The following is a 15,532-nucleotide window of genomic DNA, read 5'->3' on the forward strand; positions in this document are numbered from 1 at the left end:
ACCAGGGACGGCCACCACCGGGCCCGTTCCCACCCCGCTCCCGCACCACCCTCACCAGCCTCGCGAACCGGTCGATCCGCAAGCCTGTGAACGTCTCCACCCACACCGGCTCAGCCCGCAACACCCCGCCCATACACGGGAAATGCCCAACACCGAGCCTTCTGCAACACCCTTTAGTACCTGCGACGGACCCGCCAGGACCCGTCTCGCTGCGGACGACCCCGTCGCCGCGGCGCCGTACCGTCGTGGACGTGACCGATACGACTGAGCAGCTCAAGGCCAGAGGCCGGAAGAGCCCCGAGTTCCACCTCGTGCGGGAGGCCCTCGGCGGCCTTCGCGAGACGCTGTTCCGCGACGCCTTCGTCTACCGGCTGCTGCCGCCCAGGACGGCGGCCGGTCGGCCGGCCCGCTTCTTCCCGGGGCGGATACGCGAGTACGCCGTCTGGAGCCCGCACGCTCTGGTGGTGGCCGCGGCCCTGATCACCGTGTTCATCGCCTACCAGGTGGGCCTCGGAGGCAGCGAGGGCGCGTACTTCCTCACCGGTTGCGCCCCGGCCGCCGCCGTCCTGATGACGCTGGTCAGGCCGGTCGGCGCCTACTGGGTCTCCTTGGCCTCGACGCCGTTCACGGCGTCGTTCGGGAACGCCTGGGACGGCTGGCCGTGGACGCCCGCCGCCTTCTTCGCGCACATCGTGGTGATGGTCGTGGTCGCGGCCCGCACCGGCCCGCGCACCGCCGTGTGGATGTGGCTCGGGACGGCGGCGTACTCCGTGGGCGCCGAGGTGTTCCTCGGCGAGGGCATGGGCTCCGGATCCAATGCCCCACCGCTGCTGTTCTTCTCGGCGCTCGCACTGCTCGTCACCACGGTGGTGCACGTGCGCCGCGAGGCGCAGCGCGAGGTCACCGTGCAGCGCACCGTCACCGCCATCGAGCGTGACAAGCGCACCCTCCTGGAGGAGCGCACCACCATCGCCCGCGAACTGCACGACGTGGTCGCGCACCACATGTCGGTGGTCGCCATCCAGGCCGAGGCCGCGCCCTACCGCGTGGAGAACCCGCCGCCCGAGCTGGAGCAGGCGTTCGTGACCATCCGCGAGAACGCGGTGGCCGCGCTGACCGAGCTGCGCCGCGTCCTCGGCGTCGTACGGGCGGAGGACTACGAGGCGCCGGACGCCCCGCAGCCCACCCTCGCCGACCTCGACCGGCTCCTGGACAACGTGCGCGACGCGGGCCCGACCGTCGACAAGGTGGTCACCGGGGCGGTGCGCGAGCTGCCGCAGGGCGTCGAGCTGTCGGCGTACCGCATCGTGCAGGAGGCGCTCAGCAACAGTCTGCGCCACGCGCCCGGCGCCCCGGCCCGCGTCGAGGTCGGCTACGTCCTCGGCGGCCTCGGCCTGCGCGTCGTCAACGGCCCGGCGACCGGCCTGGTCAAGCCCTCCCCCGGGGCCGGGCACGGCATCACCGGCATGCGCGAGCGCGTCACCATGCTCAACGGCGAGATGACGGCGGAGGCGACCCCGGAGGGCGGCTACGAGGTCACCGTCTTCCTGCCCGTCCCGCTCGCCGACCGCGTCGACCCGGCGGGGGAGGACATCGCATGACGATCCGCGTCCTCATCGCCGACGACCAGATGATGGTCCGCGAGGGGTTCTCCGTGCTCCTCAACGCCATGCCCGACATCGAGGTCGTCGGCGAGGCCGTGAACGGCCGCGAGGCGGTAGAGCGCGTCCGCGAACTCGCCCCCGACGTCGTCCTGATGGACATCCGCATGCCCGAGCTGAACGGCATCGGGGCGACCCGCGAGATCATCGCGTCCGAGGGCGCGTCGAAGGTGCTCGTCCTGACCACGTTCGACCTCGACGAGTACGTGTACCAGGCGCTGCGCGCGGGCGCCTCCGGGTTCCTCCTCAAGGACGCGTCGGCCCGCCAACTGGCGGACGGGGTACGGGTGGTGGCCTCCGGTGAGGCCCTCCTCGCCCCGACTGTGACGCGCCGCCTGATCACGGAGTTCTCCAAGCTGGCGGAGGCGCCGCGGCCCTCGGCGGCCGTCCAGGCGCAGCAGTACGGCGAGCTGACCGAGCGCGAGACGGAGGTCCTGGTGCTCATCGCGCAGGGCCTGTCGAACGCGGAGATCGCCTCCCGCCTGGTGGTCGCCGAGTCCACGATCAAGACGCATGTCAGCCGGGTCCTGGTGAAGCTGGGGCTGCGCGACCGGACGCAGGCGGCGGTGTTCGCGTACGAGGCGAGGCTGGTCACGCCCGGGTGAGGGGGCGGGGGGCTGGTATGGCCGGTCCGCCGGGGCTAGCGTCCCTCCATGGACGCAGCCTTCGAGGTCTCCGCGGTCTTCGCCCCCTCCTCGCCGGAGTTCGTCGCCGACCCCTACCCGGCGTACGCCCGGCTGCGCGCGGCCGGGCGTGCCCACCACTACGCGCCGACCGACCAGTGGCTGATCCCGCACCACGCGGACGTCTCGGCCCTGCTGCGTGACCGGCGCCTCGGCCGCACGTACCTGCACCGCTTCACCCACGAGGAGTTCGGCCGCACCGCCCCGCCGCCCGAGCACGAGCCGTTCCACGTCCTCAACGACAACGGCATGCTCGACCTGGAGGCGCCCACGCACACCCGCATCCGCCGCCTGGTCTCCAAGGCCTTCACGCCGCGTACCGTCGACCGACTACGTCCGTACGTGGACGAATGGGCGGACGTGCTGGTGCGTGACCTGGTGGCCGACGGGGGCGGGGACCTCGCCGCGCGGGTAGCCGAGCCGCTGCCGGTGGCGGTCATCGCCGAGATGCTCGGCATCCCGGAGAGCGACCGGCCGCTGCTGCGCCCCTGGTCGGCGGCGATCTGCGGCATGTACGAGCTGAACCCGTCCGAGGAGACGGCGGACCGAGCGGTGAGCGCGTCGATCGAATTCACCGCCTATCTTCGGGAGGTGGTCGCCACCCGTCGGGAGAGGCCGGGGGACGACCTGGTCTCCGGGCTCATCGCGGCGTACGAGGACGGGGAGTCGCTCAGCGAGCAGGAGATGATCTCCACCTGCGTGCTGCTGCTCAACGCGGGGCACGAGGCGACCGTCAACGCCACCGTCAACGGCTGGTACGCGCTGTTCCGCCACCCCGCCCAACTGGCCGCCCTGCGCGCGGTCCCCGCCCGCCTGATCTCCACCGCTGTCGAAGAGCTGATGCGCTACGACACGCCGCTCCAGCTCTTCGAACGCTGGGTCCTCGACGACATCGAGATCGGCGGCACGACGATCCCGCGCGGCTCCGAACTGGCGCTCCTCTTCGGCTCCGCCAACCACGACCCGGCGGTCTTCACCCGCCCCGGCGAGCTGGACCTCACCCGCCGCGACAACCCTCACATCTCCTTCAGCGCGGGCCTCCACTACTGCATCGGCGCGCCGCTGGCCCGCATGGAACTCGCCGCCTCGATGCGGGCGTTGCTGCGCAGGGCCCCTTCCCTCCGGCTCGCGGCGGAGCCCCGCCGCGGCCCGAACTTCGTGATCCGGGGCCTCCAGGAACTCCTCGTCGAAGTATGACCCCGGCCCATGCTCCTCAGCTGATCATGTCGCGGCGCCGCAGCCCCGCAAGGCCCGCGCCTGCCAGCGCCACCGCGATCAGCGTGAGCGCCACCAGCGGCGGCCAGGACATCGCGGCGCCCGGCAGCTTCGGCAGATGGCCGAAGGGGGAGAGGTTCATGACCGCCTGGGGCAGGTCCAGCGCCGGGCCGATCCAGCCGATCGCGAGGCAGACCCCGACCACGGCCCACGCCGCCACGGCCCCCTTCGGATACGCCCCCACGAGCAGCACCGCGAGCCCGCCGAGCACCCACACCGCCGGCAGCCGCACCAGACACGCGCCGAGCACCGCGCCCGCGTCCGTGCCGTGGCCGATGGCCATGCCGAGCCCGCAGACGGTCATCAGCACCACCGTCCCGCCGAAGGCGACCACGAGGTGCCCGGCCGCCCACCGCAGCCGCCCCACCGCGCCCGCGAGGACCGGTTCGGCGCGCTGCGAGGTCTCCTCGCCGTGCAGCCGCAGCACGGAAGCGGCGACGTACAGCGCGGCGACCATGCCGAACATCCCGGCAAGCGTGGCGAGGAAGGCGTCGGTGAGGTCCGACCGGCCGCCCATGCGCTCGATGATGTCGCGGGTGCCGTCGTTGTCGCCGACGATGTCGGCCGCGCCGGACGCCATCTGTCCGAAGACGAGCCCGGCGAGCAGGTACCCGGCCGTCCAGCCGAACACCGCGCCCCGCTGGAGCCGCCAGGCGAGCGCGCCCGCCGAGGCGAGGCGGCCGCGCGCCGGTCCTGGCCGCGTCGGCAGGAAGCTCATCCCGACGTCGCGCCGCCCCGCCAGCGCGTACGCGGCCAGGCCCTGCGCCACGGTCGCGGCGCCGACGAGCGCGAGCACCCACCACCGCTCGCCAGCGAACGCCCGCAGGTTCTCCTGCCAGCCGAGCGGCGAGAGCCAGGTCGGCACGGACGAACCGTCCGCCTCCCCCGAATCGCCCGCGGCCCGCAGGACGAAGGCCGTGCCGAGCACCGCCGCCGTCAGCCCCTTGGCGAGCCGCGCGCTCTCGGTGAGCTGCGCGGCGATCGCCGCCATGGTGGCGAAGAGCATGCCGGTGCCCGCGACGCCGAGGCCCAGCGCGAGCGCCCCGCGGGCGCCCTGCCCCGCCATGCCCGCGGTGATCAGCAGCCCGGCCCCGGCGTTGGCCACCCAGGCGGCGAGCAGCGCGGCGGTGAGCGGCGCCCGCCGCCCCACCACGGACGCGGAGAGCATCTCCTGGCGCCCGGACTCCTCCTCCTCGCGGGTGTGCCGTACGACGATGACGAGGCTCATGACAGCGGCGAGCACACCCGCGTAGGTGCCGATGCGCCAGGCGGAGAGGGCGCCCAGCGAGTCGCCGAAGACGGGTCCGTACATGGCCCGCATCGAGGAGTTGGAGTTCATCGACTCCATGGCCTCGGCCCGCTCGGCGGCCGTCCCGTACACGCTCTCCAGCGATCCCGGCATCGCCAGCACCAGCCCGGCGACGACGAGAACCCAGACGGGCATCATGACCCGGTCGCGACGCAGCGCGAGCCTCAACAGGGCGCCCGTCCCCGCCAGCGTCATCGTGCCGTCACCCCTTCCTCCACGTCGTCCTGGTAGTGCCGCAGGAACAGCTCCTCCAGGGTGGGCGGGGTGCTGGTCAGCGACCGGATGCCCGACTCGGTGAGCGACCTGAGGACGGCGTCGAGCTTGTCGGTGTCGACCTGGAGCCTGACCCGGTGACCGTGTACGTCGACGTCGTGGACGCCGGGCAGATGTGTCAGGCCGTTCGGGGCGCCGGCGAGTTCGGCGGTGACGCTGGTGCGCGTCAGATGGCGCAGCTCGGCCAGCGAGCCGGACTCGACGGTGCGCCCCTTGCGGATGATGCTGACGCGGTCGCAGAGCGTCTCGACCTCGCTGAGGATGTGCGACGAGAGCAGGATCGTCCGCCCGCGCTCGCGCTCCTCGGCCACGCAGCCCTGGAAGACCTCCTCCATCAGCGGGTCGAGCCCGGAGGTCGGCTCGTCGAGGATCAGCAGGTCGACGTCGGACGCGAAGGCGGCGACGAGGGCGACCTTCTGCCGGTTGCCCTTGGAGTACGTACGTCCCTTCTTGGTGGGGTCAAGCTCGAACCGCCCGACGAGGTCGTCGCGCCGGGCCCGGTCGAGGCCGCCGCGCAGCTTCCCGTACAGGTCGATGACCTCGCCCCCGGAGAGGTTGCGCCACAGGGTGACGTCGCCCGGGACGTACGCGATGCGGCGGTGCAGGGCGACGGAGTCGTGCCAGGGATCCTTGCCGAGCAGCTGGGCGGCGCCGGAGTCGGCGCGGAGCAGGCCGAGCAGGACGCGGATGGTGGTGGACTTCCCGGACCCGTTCGGCCCGAGGAATCCATGCACCTCGCCGACTTCGACGGTCAGATCGAGGCCGTCCAGGGCGTGCGTCGCGCCGAACGACTTGTGGAGCCCGGAGACGGTGATTGCCTTCGTCATGCTCCTGAAAGTACGCGGATTTCACAAAGTTGTGAAGTTAAAGAAGTGTATAAACTCTGTGGGGGTGGGGTGCGTGCGACGGTCGGGGGAGCCCAGGGAGATGATCGCGGGATGACGAGCGAGGACGCGCGGGGCGCGAAGGCGGCGGACGTGGAGATGCGTGACGGGACGGGCGCGGGGACCCGGGACGAGGCCCATGACGATGTCCACGAGGAGGCCCGGATCCGTAACGAGGAGGCGGTGTCCCGCTTCGTCGAACAATTCGCCTCCCACCTGGTCGAGGCGGGTATGCCGCGGATGCCCTCCCGCATCTTCGCCGCCCTGCTCGCCTCCGACTCGGGCGCGCTGACCTCGGCGGAACTGGGCGAACAGCTGCGGGTCAGCCCCGCGGCGGTCTCCGGCGCCGTCCGCTACCTCACGCAGCAGCACATGGTCTCCCGCGAGCGGGACCCCGGGACACGGCGCGACCTCTTCCGGGTGCACAGCAACCAGTGGTACGAGGCGCTCGGCAACCGCGACGCGCTCCTCAACCGCTGGGAGAACGCGCTGCGTGACGGCGTCGCCAACCTCGGCGCGGACTCCCCCGCGGGGCGGCGCCTCACGGAGACGCTGGCGTTCTTCGAGTTCGTCCAGGAAGAGCTGGCAGGAATGATGTCCCGCTGGCGTGCCCACCGGAAAACCCTGTTCGACCAGGACTGATCCGTCGCGTCAGCGGGGCAGTGTCAACCCCCAAGCCCCTGGGCGGACCGTCCAGGTCCTCGTGCGGACCGGCCCCGCCACCACCGCGTCGGCGCGATAGCGGAAGTCCGCCCCCGACACCGTCACAGTCCGTGCCCGGACCCGCAGCGGCGCCGCCTCCGCGCCCACGGAGACCGGCCGCACCTCCACCTGGGCCAGGCCACCGTCCCCCGCGGTGACGCGCACGCCCTCGACCGGCTGGTCCAGGTCGACCAGCGTGACGCCGTCCGCCTCGACCCGCAGCCGCGAGGGCCCGGGCCCGGGCGCCGCCACCCGCGAGGGCCGCGCGGCGAAGGTACGTACGAAGGACTGGCACGTCCGCAGCCACGCATGCCCCTCAGCGGAGCCGGAACCGGAGCCGGAGCCAGAGCCAGAGCCAGAAGCGCCCCCAGACGTCGTCGTCCCGGACGCATCCGTCCCCGCCGACGCCCCCGTTCCCGCACCCGCCCCCGCCCCCGCACCGGCCCTCACCCCCACCGACGGAATCCGCAAATCCCCCAGCACCACCCCGTCACTGTCATCGACCAGCAGATCGAGCCGCCGCTCGGCCCCTTCGAGGACCGTCCGCGCCGCGGCGACCGCCCCCGCGGGCACCCCGAGCCGCCGCGCGAGCGTCTGCGCGGCCCCTACGGGGACGATGGAGAGCGCGGGCCCGGCCAGCCCCCGCTCGCGGTGCAGCAGCCCCACGGCCCGCAGCAGCGCCCGGTCGTCGCCGATCACCACAAGCCGCCGGGAACCCCTCCTGGCCAGGGCTTTCGCAAATTCCTCGGGGCCGTCGGGCAGGCAGACGCGCATCGCCGCGCCCGCGCCCAGTACGTCCTTCGCGATCCGTACCGACTCGCCGTCCGTGCGCCGGGCGACCGGGTCGATGACGACAAGGAGCTGGTCGCGAGCCGACACCGCGCGCCCTTTCTTTTAGCCGTTCTTGAAGACCTCGGGTAGCATCTTTGTGCAAGAGCCCCTTGCGCTATTGCGCCAGGGGCTTCGTCTATTCCGGGGCAGCATCCAAGGCACACCCATACGGCGGCTACGGCCCCTGACCTTGGACATGCCCCGCCCGGAAGGGGTGTACGCCTGTGCCCGCACTTGTGCTGCTCGGTGCTCAGTGGGGTGACGAAGGCAAGGGAAAGGCCACTGACCTGCTCGGTGGCTCCGTGGACTATGTAGTGCGCTATCAGGGCGGCAACAACGCCGGCCACACGGTCGTCGTAGGCGACCAGAAGTACGCGCTGCATCTCCTCCCTTCCGGGATTCTCTCCCCGGACTGTGTCCCGGTCATCGGCAACGGAGTCGTCGTCGACCCGTCGGTCCTGCTCTCCGAGCTGAGCGGTCTGAACGAGCGCGGCGTCGACACGTCCAAGCTGCTGATCAGCGGCAACGCGCACATCATCACGCCGTACAACGTCACCGTCGACAAGGTCACCGAGCGCTTCCTCGGCAAGAGGAAGATCGGTACGACGGGTCGCGGCATCGGCCCGACCTACGCCGACAAGATCAACCGCACCGGCATCCGCGTCCAGGACCTCTACGACGAGTCGATCCTGGTGCAGAAGGTCGAAGCGGCGCTGGAGATCAAGAACCAGCTCCTCACCAAGCTCTACAACCGCCGCGCGATCGAGGCGGAGCAGATCGTGGAGCAGCTCCTGGAGCACGGCGAGAACATCAAGCGGTACGTCGCCGACACCACCCTGGTCCTCAACAACGCGCTCGATGAGGACAAGGTCGTCCTCTTCGAGGGCGGTCAGGGCACGCTCCTGGACGTGGACCACGGGACGTACCCCTTCGTCACCTCGTCGAACCCGACCGCGGGCGGCGCCTGCACGGGCACCGGCGTGGGCCCGACGAAGATCAGCCGTGTCATCGGCATCCTCAAGGCGTACACGACGCGCGTCGGCGCGGGACCGTTCCCGACCGAGCTGTTCGACCAGGACGGCGAGGACCTGCGCCGCATCGGCGGCGAGCGCGGCGTCACCACCGGCCGTGACCGCCGCTGCGGCTGGTTCGACGCCCCGATCGCCCGCTACGCGACCCGCGTCAACGGCCTGACGGACTTCTTCCTCACCAAGCTGGACGTCCTCACCGGCTGGGAGCAGATCCCGGTCTGCGTCGCGTACGAGATCGACGGCAAGCGCGTCGAGGAGCTTCCGTACTCGCAGACCGACTTCCACCACGCGAAGCCGGTCTACGAAATGCTGCCGGGCTGGTCCGAGGACATCACCAAGGCCCAGACCTTCTCCGACCTGCCGAAGAACGCGCAGGGTTACGTGAAGGCCCTGGAGGAGATGTCCGGCGCCCCGATCTCCGCGATCGGCGTGGGCCCGGGCCGCACGGAGACGATCGAGATCAACTCGTTCGTCTGAGTCACCGGCCCCCGGATCAGGGGTTCAGCTCACTCATAGGGGTGGGTCGCGCCACCGCGCGACCCACCCCTATGCCATGCGGGGAAGACTGGCGGGCATGACAGCGAGCGGCGTTACGGTGGGAGAGCATCTCCGTCATGCCCGAGCGAGGAGTGGCCCGATGAGTGCGCAGCCGGTTGAATCGATCAAGCCGACGGTCACGTATCAGCAGCTCGGCGAGTACGCCGAGGAGATCGTGACCATCGCGGAGTGCCGCGGCGACCTGGTGCGGGCCGACATTGCGAACCAGGAGATCACCGTCCACATGATGTCCCCTTCGAACTCACATGGCGAGATCGTGCTGGAGATCGGCCTCCAGGTCCGGAACCAGGACCGCGACGCGGTCGGTCGAGTAGAGGCCCGCGTGCACCGCCCCGACCTCGGTCTCTGCCGGACGGCGGACCTACTCCTCCTGACGCGTGAGGTCCGCGACCGGGAGACGGAGGAGTTCGCCACGCTGGGCCCTGACGTCTCCGTGGCGGTCGAGGTCGTCTCCCCCTCGAACCCGGGCAACGACCACATCAGCAAGCTTCGCGACTACCCCCGCATGGGCGTCCCCGTCTACGTGATCATCGACCCCCGGGACGGCACGATCACCGTGCACTCCGGCCCGGACACATCCGCCGGGGAGCCCCGTTACGGGGACACCCCGCGCCGCTACAAGTTCGGCGACACCGTCGAGGTGGGGCGGTGGACGGTCGAGACCGACAAGTTCCCCCGCTACCGTTCCTGACCACCAGCCCGGGCGGGGCGCTTCGTGCGGCTGGAGGAAGGGCCTTACGCGCCGAGCGACTCGACCAGGTGATCATCAAGTTCGGCGACGAAGCCCTCGCGACGCCACGGGCGCAGGTCGTGGCGGGCCCGCCGCAGCCGGATCGACGCGACGCGCCCGCCGGTCTCGGCCGCCGCGTCGACGCAGTCGTGCAACAGCTCGACCGCCGACCGCGGGTCGGCGAGGCGGATGCGGGCAAGGGCCCGGTCCGTTGACACGATCGCGCGCTGCACCCGCTCGCGTGGTGATCCGCGTCGCAGTCGACATCGACCAGCGCCGACGGTGGCGGCGGGTCCCCGCCACCGCCTGTGGATTCCGATTCCGTCCCGGACGACGAATCGGACTGACATGACCGAGCCACCGGTCCTCGTCGTGACGTCCCTCGGGGACGCCACTGCGGATTTGGTGCTCGGAGAGCTGCACGCCCGGGACGCCCCGGTCGTACGGCTCGATCCCGGCACCGACTTCGACGCCGACGCCCCACGCCCTACGGCGGCACCGGTGTCGGCGAGAGTTCCGAAGCGCAATTCGTCCATGGCGCAACCGTGACGCCGAGTACAAGACGGCGCAGCTCACCACGGCAGCGCGTCTCGGGCTGCCCGTACCCGGGAGCCTGATCACCACCGACCCGGACGACGCGCGAAGGTTCATCACCGACCAAGGACCGGCGGTCTACAAATCTCTGCGACGGGTGCGCGTCTCCGGGGACGACGGCAAGAACCGAACCGTGTGGGTGCGCGCCGTCGACCCCGCCGGCATCGACGAGCGCATCAGCGTGTGCCCGCACTTCTTCCAAGCGCAGGTCCCCAAGGTGGCCGATATCCGCGTCGCCGCCGTCGGCGCCGAACTGTTCGCGACCGGGATCGACATCGACGGCGGTCACCTTGATTGGCGCGAAGACTACGCACGACTCACCTATACGCCTGTGCCCGTGCCCACCGTCGTACGGTCCGCGGTACGCGGATACCTCGACATGTTCGGGCTCGTCTTCGGTGCCTTCGACTTCGCCCTCGACAGCGACGGGCAATGGTTGCGGAAGACGCCCCCGGCCCCCTGCGAGGCAGCCCGACATCGTCCTCAACACTCCCTGGCCTCGTCGTGCAGATGATCGAGCACGGCGGGATCAGGCTTGGCGACCTCGTCCTGGAGATCGGGACCGGCACCGGCTACTCAACAGCGCTGCTCCGCAATGTCCTCGGCGACCACAACGTGACCTCGGTCGAAGTCGACCAGCACGCCGCCGATCGGGCCCGCAAGGCACTCGCCGAGGGCGGTCGCGTTCCTGCCCTCATCACGGGCGACGGACTGCTCGGCGCCCCCGGTGGCGCGCCGTACGACCGTCTGATCGCCGCGTGCTCCGTGCGGTACGTCCCATACACGGTCGGTGCAGAGGGTGAAGCCACCGGTCACTTTCTCCCCGGCCACACGTCATTCATGATCGCCCGCTCCCACGACCACCCGCCGCGAGGCACGATCGATTTCATGCCCGGCGAGCAGCGGCCGAGCCGCATCGACCCGGCTCTGCTCGACGACTGGTCGGGGCGGTTCGTCGCCCAGCTCGCCGCCCCCTCCGCCGAACGGCTCGGGGCCGGTGCCGAACAAGTCCTGCTCGATGTGGCGACCGGCTCACAGGCGCGCACCCGGCCTGCCGAGCGGGGCGGTTGGAGCGTCGCGCAGCGCGGCCCGCTCAAGCTGTGGGACGCGGTCGAGGACGCAGTCGAGGCGTGGCAGGCAGCCGGCTCCCCGCATCTGTCCGCGTTCGGCCTCACGATCGCGCGTGAGGGACAGCGTGTCTGGCTCGGCTCACCCGACGGTCCCGGCTGGCTGTTGCCGGTCCGAGGCTCTACGGCCGCCGTCAGGAGCGACGCCGCCGGTAGTACGCGTAGGTGAGCACCAGAAGCAGCGGGCCCCAGAGGTTCATCAAGCCGCTCATCGTCATCGCGAGGACGTTCCATCCCTCGGCGTAGGGCCAACCGGCCGGGCCCTCGGTGAACGCGACGGTCAGCCAGTGGACGCCGACGCCCGTGAAGAAGAGCCCGCCGAGCGCCGCAGGGACGATCGCGGCCGCGGGCGCCACGCTCCGTCCCCCGATCAGCGGCACCCGGCGCGGGACGACCTCGCCCCAGCCACGGACGAGTCCGAAGGAGAGGAGGGCGAGAAGTTCACTGAGGAGCGTCAGCCCGAAGACGTACGGGACGTTGTACCAGGCCGGGGGCAGCGTCTCCCCGCCCATGCCGTGGCCGAAGGCGATGGGCAGGCGCCAGATGCCGACGGGCAGGACGACCAGCGGAATGGCGTGCGCGATCCGCTCGGCCCAGCGGGGTACGGGCCGCGCGGTCCCGGTGGGCGTCTGAGGTTTCACGTTGGTCACGTTGGTCACGTAGCTCGTCGTCGTCATGCCTTTAAGGCTGTCGCCCCCGCGCCCACACCGGATCAGCGCACCGGCGGATCTTCCTCCCCCGTATGGCCGAGGCGACGTGGCAAGGGTCATCGTTCAGGGCGAGCTGTCGTCCCCGCAGATGCGCAGCCCCTCCGGGGTCGCGCACGGCAGGTGGCCGTGGGTGCGGATGACGTCGAGGCCGGTGCCGCGGGCGTAGGCGAGGAAGCTGGAGGCCAGGGAGTCGGCGGGTGGCTGGCCGTAGGTGTAGGCGTACTCGATCTCGCGGTAGGGATAGCCGCTCTTCGCCAGCTCTTCGGCCGACGGCTCGTGGCCGTCCAGGTTGAGGCGGTGCAGGCCCTTGAGGCCTTCGGCGGCGCGCAGTTCGCTGTAGCCGATGGCGCCGGGGATGCGGCCGACGGCGTCCAGGACCTGCTCGGTGGAGTCCAGCTCGCAGCGCGTGACGGGTACGGACGGGTCGTCCTTGCTCAGGCAGTCGTTCGATGAGGCCTTGATCTCGAAGGCACCGCCCAGGACGCGGCGTTGGAGCGTGTCGCGTGTTCCGGAGCTGGATCCTCGGCTGACCAGGACCACGGGCAGGTCGGGGCCGCCCAGCTCCTTCCAGTTGCGTACGTCGCCACGGTAGAGGCGGCGCGCTTCGGGGCGGGTCAGATTGCGCAGCGGCACGCGGTCGTTGAGGACCAGCGCGAAGACGGAGACCGCCACGCGGGTCTCCGACAGGCGGGGGAAACCGTCGGACTTGGGGCCGTCGGAGAAGGTGAGCAGGGGAGGGGAGCCCGTCTTCTTCCGCGCGCCGTCGGCGGCGTCGCGGCCCGCGAACCGGCGCCCCTCGTCGTGCAGTTCCCGTACGCCCGCCGCGCTGCCGTGCGCGCTGACCGTGATGGCGGAGCCCGGGCAGTCCTTCTCGTACTTGTCCGCCAGCTCCTTTGCGACCGGCGCGAACGCCGTCGAACCGAGCACCGTCAACTCGCCCGTCGCGCACTCGATGGGCGGCGGGTCCGCGTCACGCAGCACGATGATCGAGGCCAGCGTGATGACGGAGAGTGTGAGCAGGACGGTCAGGAGCTGTGCGGGCCGGGAGAACAGCGGCGGCTTGTCGTCGGGCGTCGTGGAGCGGTTGGGCTGCACCTCGCCCGCCTGGATGCCGCCGGACATGGTGACCTCGCCGCCGACGGGCCCGCCGGTCAGCAGCACGAGGAGTTTGTAGTGCTGGCCCCTGTTCAGCGGGACGCGCGGGATGTGCAGCGTGCTGCCCTCGTAGCGCAGGCCGGCGCCCGGCGTGAAGTGCTCCATGAGGTGGTCGGCGCCGGTCGGCGCGGTCACCGCGAGGCCACGGATGGTGCGGCCGGTGAAGACGGCGGTCAGCCCGTGCAGAGCGCGCCCCGTGTAGTCGGCGTCGGACACGGACTGCGAACCGTCGTTCTCGACGCGGAGCAGGACGAGCGTGGCGTCGGACATCTCGGGCGTCTCGTCGAACAGGCCGAGGCGCGCGTTGGCGCCGCCTGTACGGACGTTGTCCCCTATGGCCGTGTCCATCTGGACGCGGTAGCCGATACGTTTCCGGCGCGGCACCCGGCGTTCGTACCAGAGCGCGCCGACGGTCGCGAACAGGCCGAGGACGGCCGTGAGCACGGCGATGGTGTTCTCGGTGCTCAACCACTCCATGGGCGGTGACGGTAGGCGGCCCGCGTCGGGCGCGGGCCGCCATCGCCGTTTCGTCGGCTGTTGTTCGTCGACGGTTCAGTTCGGCCGCGGGCGCGGTGCGGGCGCGGTGCGGGTTCAGCGAGGGCTCGGCGCGGGTTCAGTGTGCGCTCGGCGCCGGCTCAGCCCACCCTGTCGTACGTCAACTCGCCCGTGCCGTCCGTGTTCGCGCGGCGCAGCTTGCCGTTGCCGAGGATCGTCACGACGCTCGCCTTGCCGGGGGTGCAGGCCGACATGGGCTCGCCGACCGTGATGTCGGTCGCGCCGATGTGCAGACGGTCGTCCGACGCTGACTCCAGCTTGCCCTCGAAGACGCAGCGGTAGGTGCCGCCGTCCTCCATCGGGCCCTCGGCGATCAGTGACAGGGCCGTATCACCGGTCTCGCCCTGCTGGATGGTGAGGTTGCGCGTGTGGTGGCCGAACTTGTTGTCGAGGCCGCCGGTCCACTTGCCCAGGTACTTGTCCGGCACGGTGCCCTCGTCCTTGGCGGGCGGTGTGGTCCCCGGGGTGGTCGGATCCGGGTCCTGCGAGCTGGGGCCCGGGGTTCGCGGGGCGCTGCTGGTGGGGTTCTTGGTGTCGTCGCCCTGCTTCTTGTCGTCGCTGTCGCCGTTCATGACGGCGTAGACGGTGCCGCCCGCTCCGATGGCCACTATCAACGCGACGACGATCAGCGCGGCGGTCGAACGGCCGCTGCGGCGCGGCGGTTCGGGCGGTGACGTGGGCAGGGGGGCGTACAGGCCGGGTCCGTAGGGCGGAGTCGGGCCGTAGCCGGGCGGGGGCTGCTGGGGGTAGCCGTAGGCGGCGTGCTGGGGGTGCTGCTGCGGGTGCTGTTGTGGGTGGTGCTGCGGGTGGTGGGGATAGCCGTACGACGGGATGCCCGGCGGTGGCGTGGGCGTGGGCGGCGGAGACTGGCCGGAAATCATGGTGGGCAGGTGGTCGAGGGGCGCGACGCCGGGCGCGCGGGGCGTCCCGGGGGGTGGCGGCGTGGCCCCGTTGCTGTTGCCGGTGCCGGTGCCGGTGCCGTTGGCTGCCGGCCCGGAGGCGGAGGCGTTCGCGGCTTCCGGGGCGGGCGATCCGGCTGGGGCGCTGCGTGCGGTGCCCGCGTCTGAGCCGCCCGCGTTCGGGCCGCCCGAGCCTGGGCCACCCGCGTTCGGGCCGCCCGAGTCCGGGCCGCCCGAGCCTGGGCCACCCGCGTTCCGGCCACCCGCGTTCGGGCCGCCCGAGCCCGAGCCACCCGAGCCCGAGCCACCTACGTCCGAGGGACCGGCGGCTCTCGCCCCGGCCCCGCCTGCGGCGCCCTCGCCTGCGGCACCCGCGCCTGCGGCACCCGCGCCTGCCGAGCCCGCGCCTGCCGAGCCCGAGCCCGCGCCGCCCGCGTTCGGGCCGCCCGTGCCTGGGCCGCCCATGCCCGCGCCGCCCGCGTCGTGATCCGCCCCGTCCGGAGGGATTTCCATGACCGAGAACCATGACGCGATCGTCACCGACCCCAAGCCGGA

The 15,532-nt window shown here is 71.6% G+C and carries 15 protein-coding genes and 2 pseudogenes; 9 read left to right on the forward strand and 8 right to left on the reverse strand.

What is annotated here, in order from left to right:
* A pseudogene (locus ACWDZ7_RS41330) lies at positions 1-133 on the reverse strand (IS5/IS1182 family transposase); the annotation flags it as partial.
* A gap of 118 nt (positions 134-251) precedes the next feature.
* Here ACWDZ7_RS41330 and ACWDZ7_RS41335 point away from each other — a divergent pair.
* The 3 genes from ACWDZ7_RS41335 to ACWDZ7_RS41345 are packed head-to-tail and all read left to right on the forward strand — an operon-like array spanning position 252 to position 3,541.
* Complete coding sequence (locus ACWDZ7_RS41335) at positions 252-1,601, forward strand: sensor histidine kinase (protein WP_451803909.1); 1,350 nt, start codon at positions 252-254, stop codon at positions 1,599-1,601.
* A complete protein-coding gene (locus ACWDZ7_RS41340; protein ID WP_451803910.1) occupies positions 1,598-2,266 on the forward strand; it encodes a response regulator in 669 nt (222 codons plus the stop codon). Before ACWDZ7_RS41335 ends, ACWDZ7_RS41340 begins: the two co-directional genes overlap by 4 nt.
* A 48-nt stretch (positions 2,267-2,314) precedes the next feature.
* Positions 2,315-3,541 (forward strand): cytochrome P450, encoded by a 1,227-nt coding sequence (locus tag ACWDZ7_RS41345; protein ID WP_451803911.1) that lies wholly within the window; start codon positions 2,315-2,317, stop codon positions 3,539-3,541.
* 16 nt (positions 3,542-3,557) lie between these two features.
* On the opposite strand, the gene ACWDZ7_RS41350 is transcribed toward ACWDZ7_RS41345, so the two are convergent.
* Together ACWDZ7_RS41350 and ACWDZ7_RS41355 are read right to left on the reverse strand one after the other, a co-directional pair.
* A complete protein-coding gene (locus ACWDZ7_RS41350; protein WP_451803912.1) occupies positions 3,558-5,123 on the reverse strand; it encodes an ABC transporter permease in 1,566 nt (521 codons plus the stop codon).
* A complete protein-coding gene (locus ACWDZ7_RS41355) occupies positions 5,120-6,028 on the reverse strand; it encodes an ABC transporter ATP-binding protein (RefSeq protein ID WP_451803913.1) in 909 nt (302 codons plus the stop codon). Before ACWDZ7_RS41355 ends, ACWDZ7_RS41350 begins: the two co-directional genes overlap by 4 nt.
* Before the next feature lie 111 nt (positions 6,029-6,139).
* On the opposite strand from ACWDZ7_RS41355, the gene ACWDZ7_RS41360 reads away from it, so the two are divergent.
* On the forward strand, positions 6,140-6,727 hold the full coding sequence (locus tag ACWDZ7_RS41360; RefSeq protein ID WP_451803914.1) for a GbsR/MarR family transcriptional regulator: 588 nt from the start codon (positions 6,140-6,142) through the stop codon (positions 6,725-6,727).
* 9 nt (positions 6,728-6,736) lie between these two features.
* Here ACWDZ7_RS41360 and ACWDZ7_RS41365 read toward each other — a convergent pair whose 3' ends face one another.
* Positions 6,737-7,666 carry a diacylglycerol kinase family protein gene (locus tag ACWDZ7_RS41365; protein WP_451803915.1) on the reverse strand — a complete coding sequence of 310 codons (930 nt, stop codon included), beginning with the start codon at positions 7,664-7,666 and terminating at the stop codon, positions 6,737-6,739.
* A 176-nt stretch (positions 7,667-7,842) separates the two neighbouring features.
* Between ACWDZ7_RS41365 and ACWDZ7_RS41370 the strand changes: the two genes are divergently transcribed.
* Together ACWDZ7_RS41370 and ACWDZ7_RS41375 are read left to right on the forward strand one after the other, a co-directional pair.
* Positions 7,843-9,126: an adenylosuccinate synthase gene (locus ACWDZ7_RS41370; protein ID WP_451803916.1), complete on the forward strand. Its 1,284-nt coding sequence runs from the start codon at positions 7,843-7,845 to the stop codon at positions 9,124-9,126.
* A gap of 160 nt (positions 9,127-9,286) precedes the next feature.
* Entirely contained in the window at positions 9,287-9,898 is a 612-nt protein-coding gene (locus ACWDZ7_RS41375; protein WP_451803917.1) for a Uma2 family endonuclease, read from the forward strand.
* 44 nt (positions 9,899-9,942) lie between these two features.
* Here ACWDZ7_RS41375 and ACWDZ7_RS41380 read toward each other — a convergent pair whose 3' ends face one another.
* Positions 9,943-10,155: a hypothetical protein gene (locus tag ACWDZ7_RS41380; protein ID WP_451803918.1), complete on the reverse strand. Its 213-nt coding sequence runs from the start codon at positions 10,153-10,155 to the stop codon at positions 9,943-9,945.
* A 130-nt stretch (positions 10,156-10,285) separates the two neighbouring features.
* Here ACWDZ7_RS41380 and ACWDZ7_RS41385 point away from each other — a divergent pair, with 130 nt between their 5' ends.
* The 3 genes from ACWDZ7_RS41385 (at position 10,286) to ACWDZ7_RS41395 (ending at position 11,827) form a co-directional block, all read left to right on the forward strand.
* Positions 10,286-10,486, forward strand: coding sequence for a hypothetical protein (locus ACWDZ7_RS41385; protein WP_451803919.1), 201 nt, complete (start codon positions 10,286-10,288; stop codon positions 10,484-10,486).
* A gap of 142 nt (positions 10,487-10,628) precedes the next feature.
* Positions 10,629-11,045, forward strand: a complete 417-nt coding sequence (locus tag ACWDZ7_RS41390) for a hypothetical protein (protein WP_451803920.1) — start codon at positions 10,629-10,631, stop codon at positions 11,043-11,045.
* Positions 10,964-11,827 carry an rRNA adenine N-6-methyltransferase family protein gene (locus tag ACWDZ7_RS41395; protein WP_451803921.1) on the forward strand — a complete coding sequence of 288 codons (864 nt, stop codon included), beginning with the start codon at positions 10,964-10,966 and terminating at the stop codon, positions 11,825-11,827. The genes ACWDZ7_RS41390 and ACWDZ7_RS41395 overlap by 82 nt, the downstream gene beginning before the upstream one ends.
* Here ACWDZ7_RS41395 and ACWDZ7_RS41400 read toward each other — a convergent pair.
* From ACWDZ7_RS41400 to ACWDZ7_RS41410, 3 genes and pseudogenes are all read right to left on the reverse strand, one after another.
* Positions 11,793-12,335 (reverse strand): hypothetical protein, encoded by a 543-nt coding sequence (locus ACWDZ7_RS41400; RefSeq protein WP_451803922.1) that lies wholly within the window; start codon positions 12,333-12,335, stop codon positions 11,793-11,795. The two genes, ACWDZ7_RS41395 and ACWDZ7_RS41400, sit on opposite strands and share 35 nt — an antisense overlap.
* A 96-nt stretch (positions 12,336-12,431) precedes the next feature.
* Positions 12,432-14,000, reverse strand: coding sequence for a substrate-binding domain-containing protein (locus ACWDZ7_RS41405; protein WP_451803923.1), 1,569 nt, complete (start codon positions 13,998-14,000; stop codon positions 12,432-12,434).
* A 158-nt stretch (positions 14,001-14,158) separates the two neighbouring features.
* Positions 14,159-15,532, reverse strand: a pseudogene (locus tag ACWDZ7_RS41410) (serine/threonine-protein kinase); the annotation flags it as partial.

This window comes from Streptomyces sp. NPDC003032, assembly GCF_053591415.1.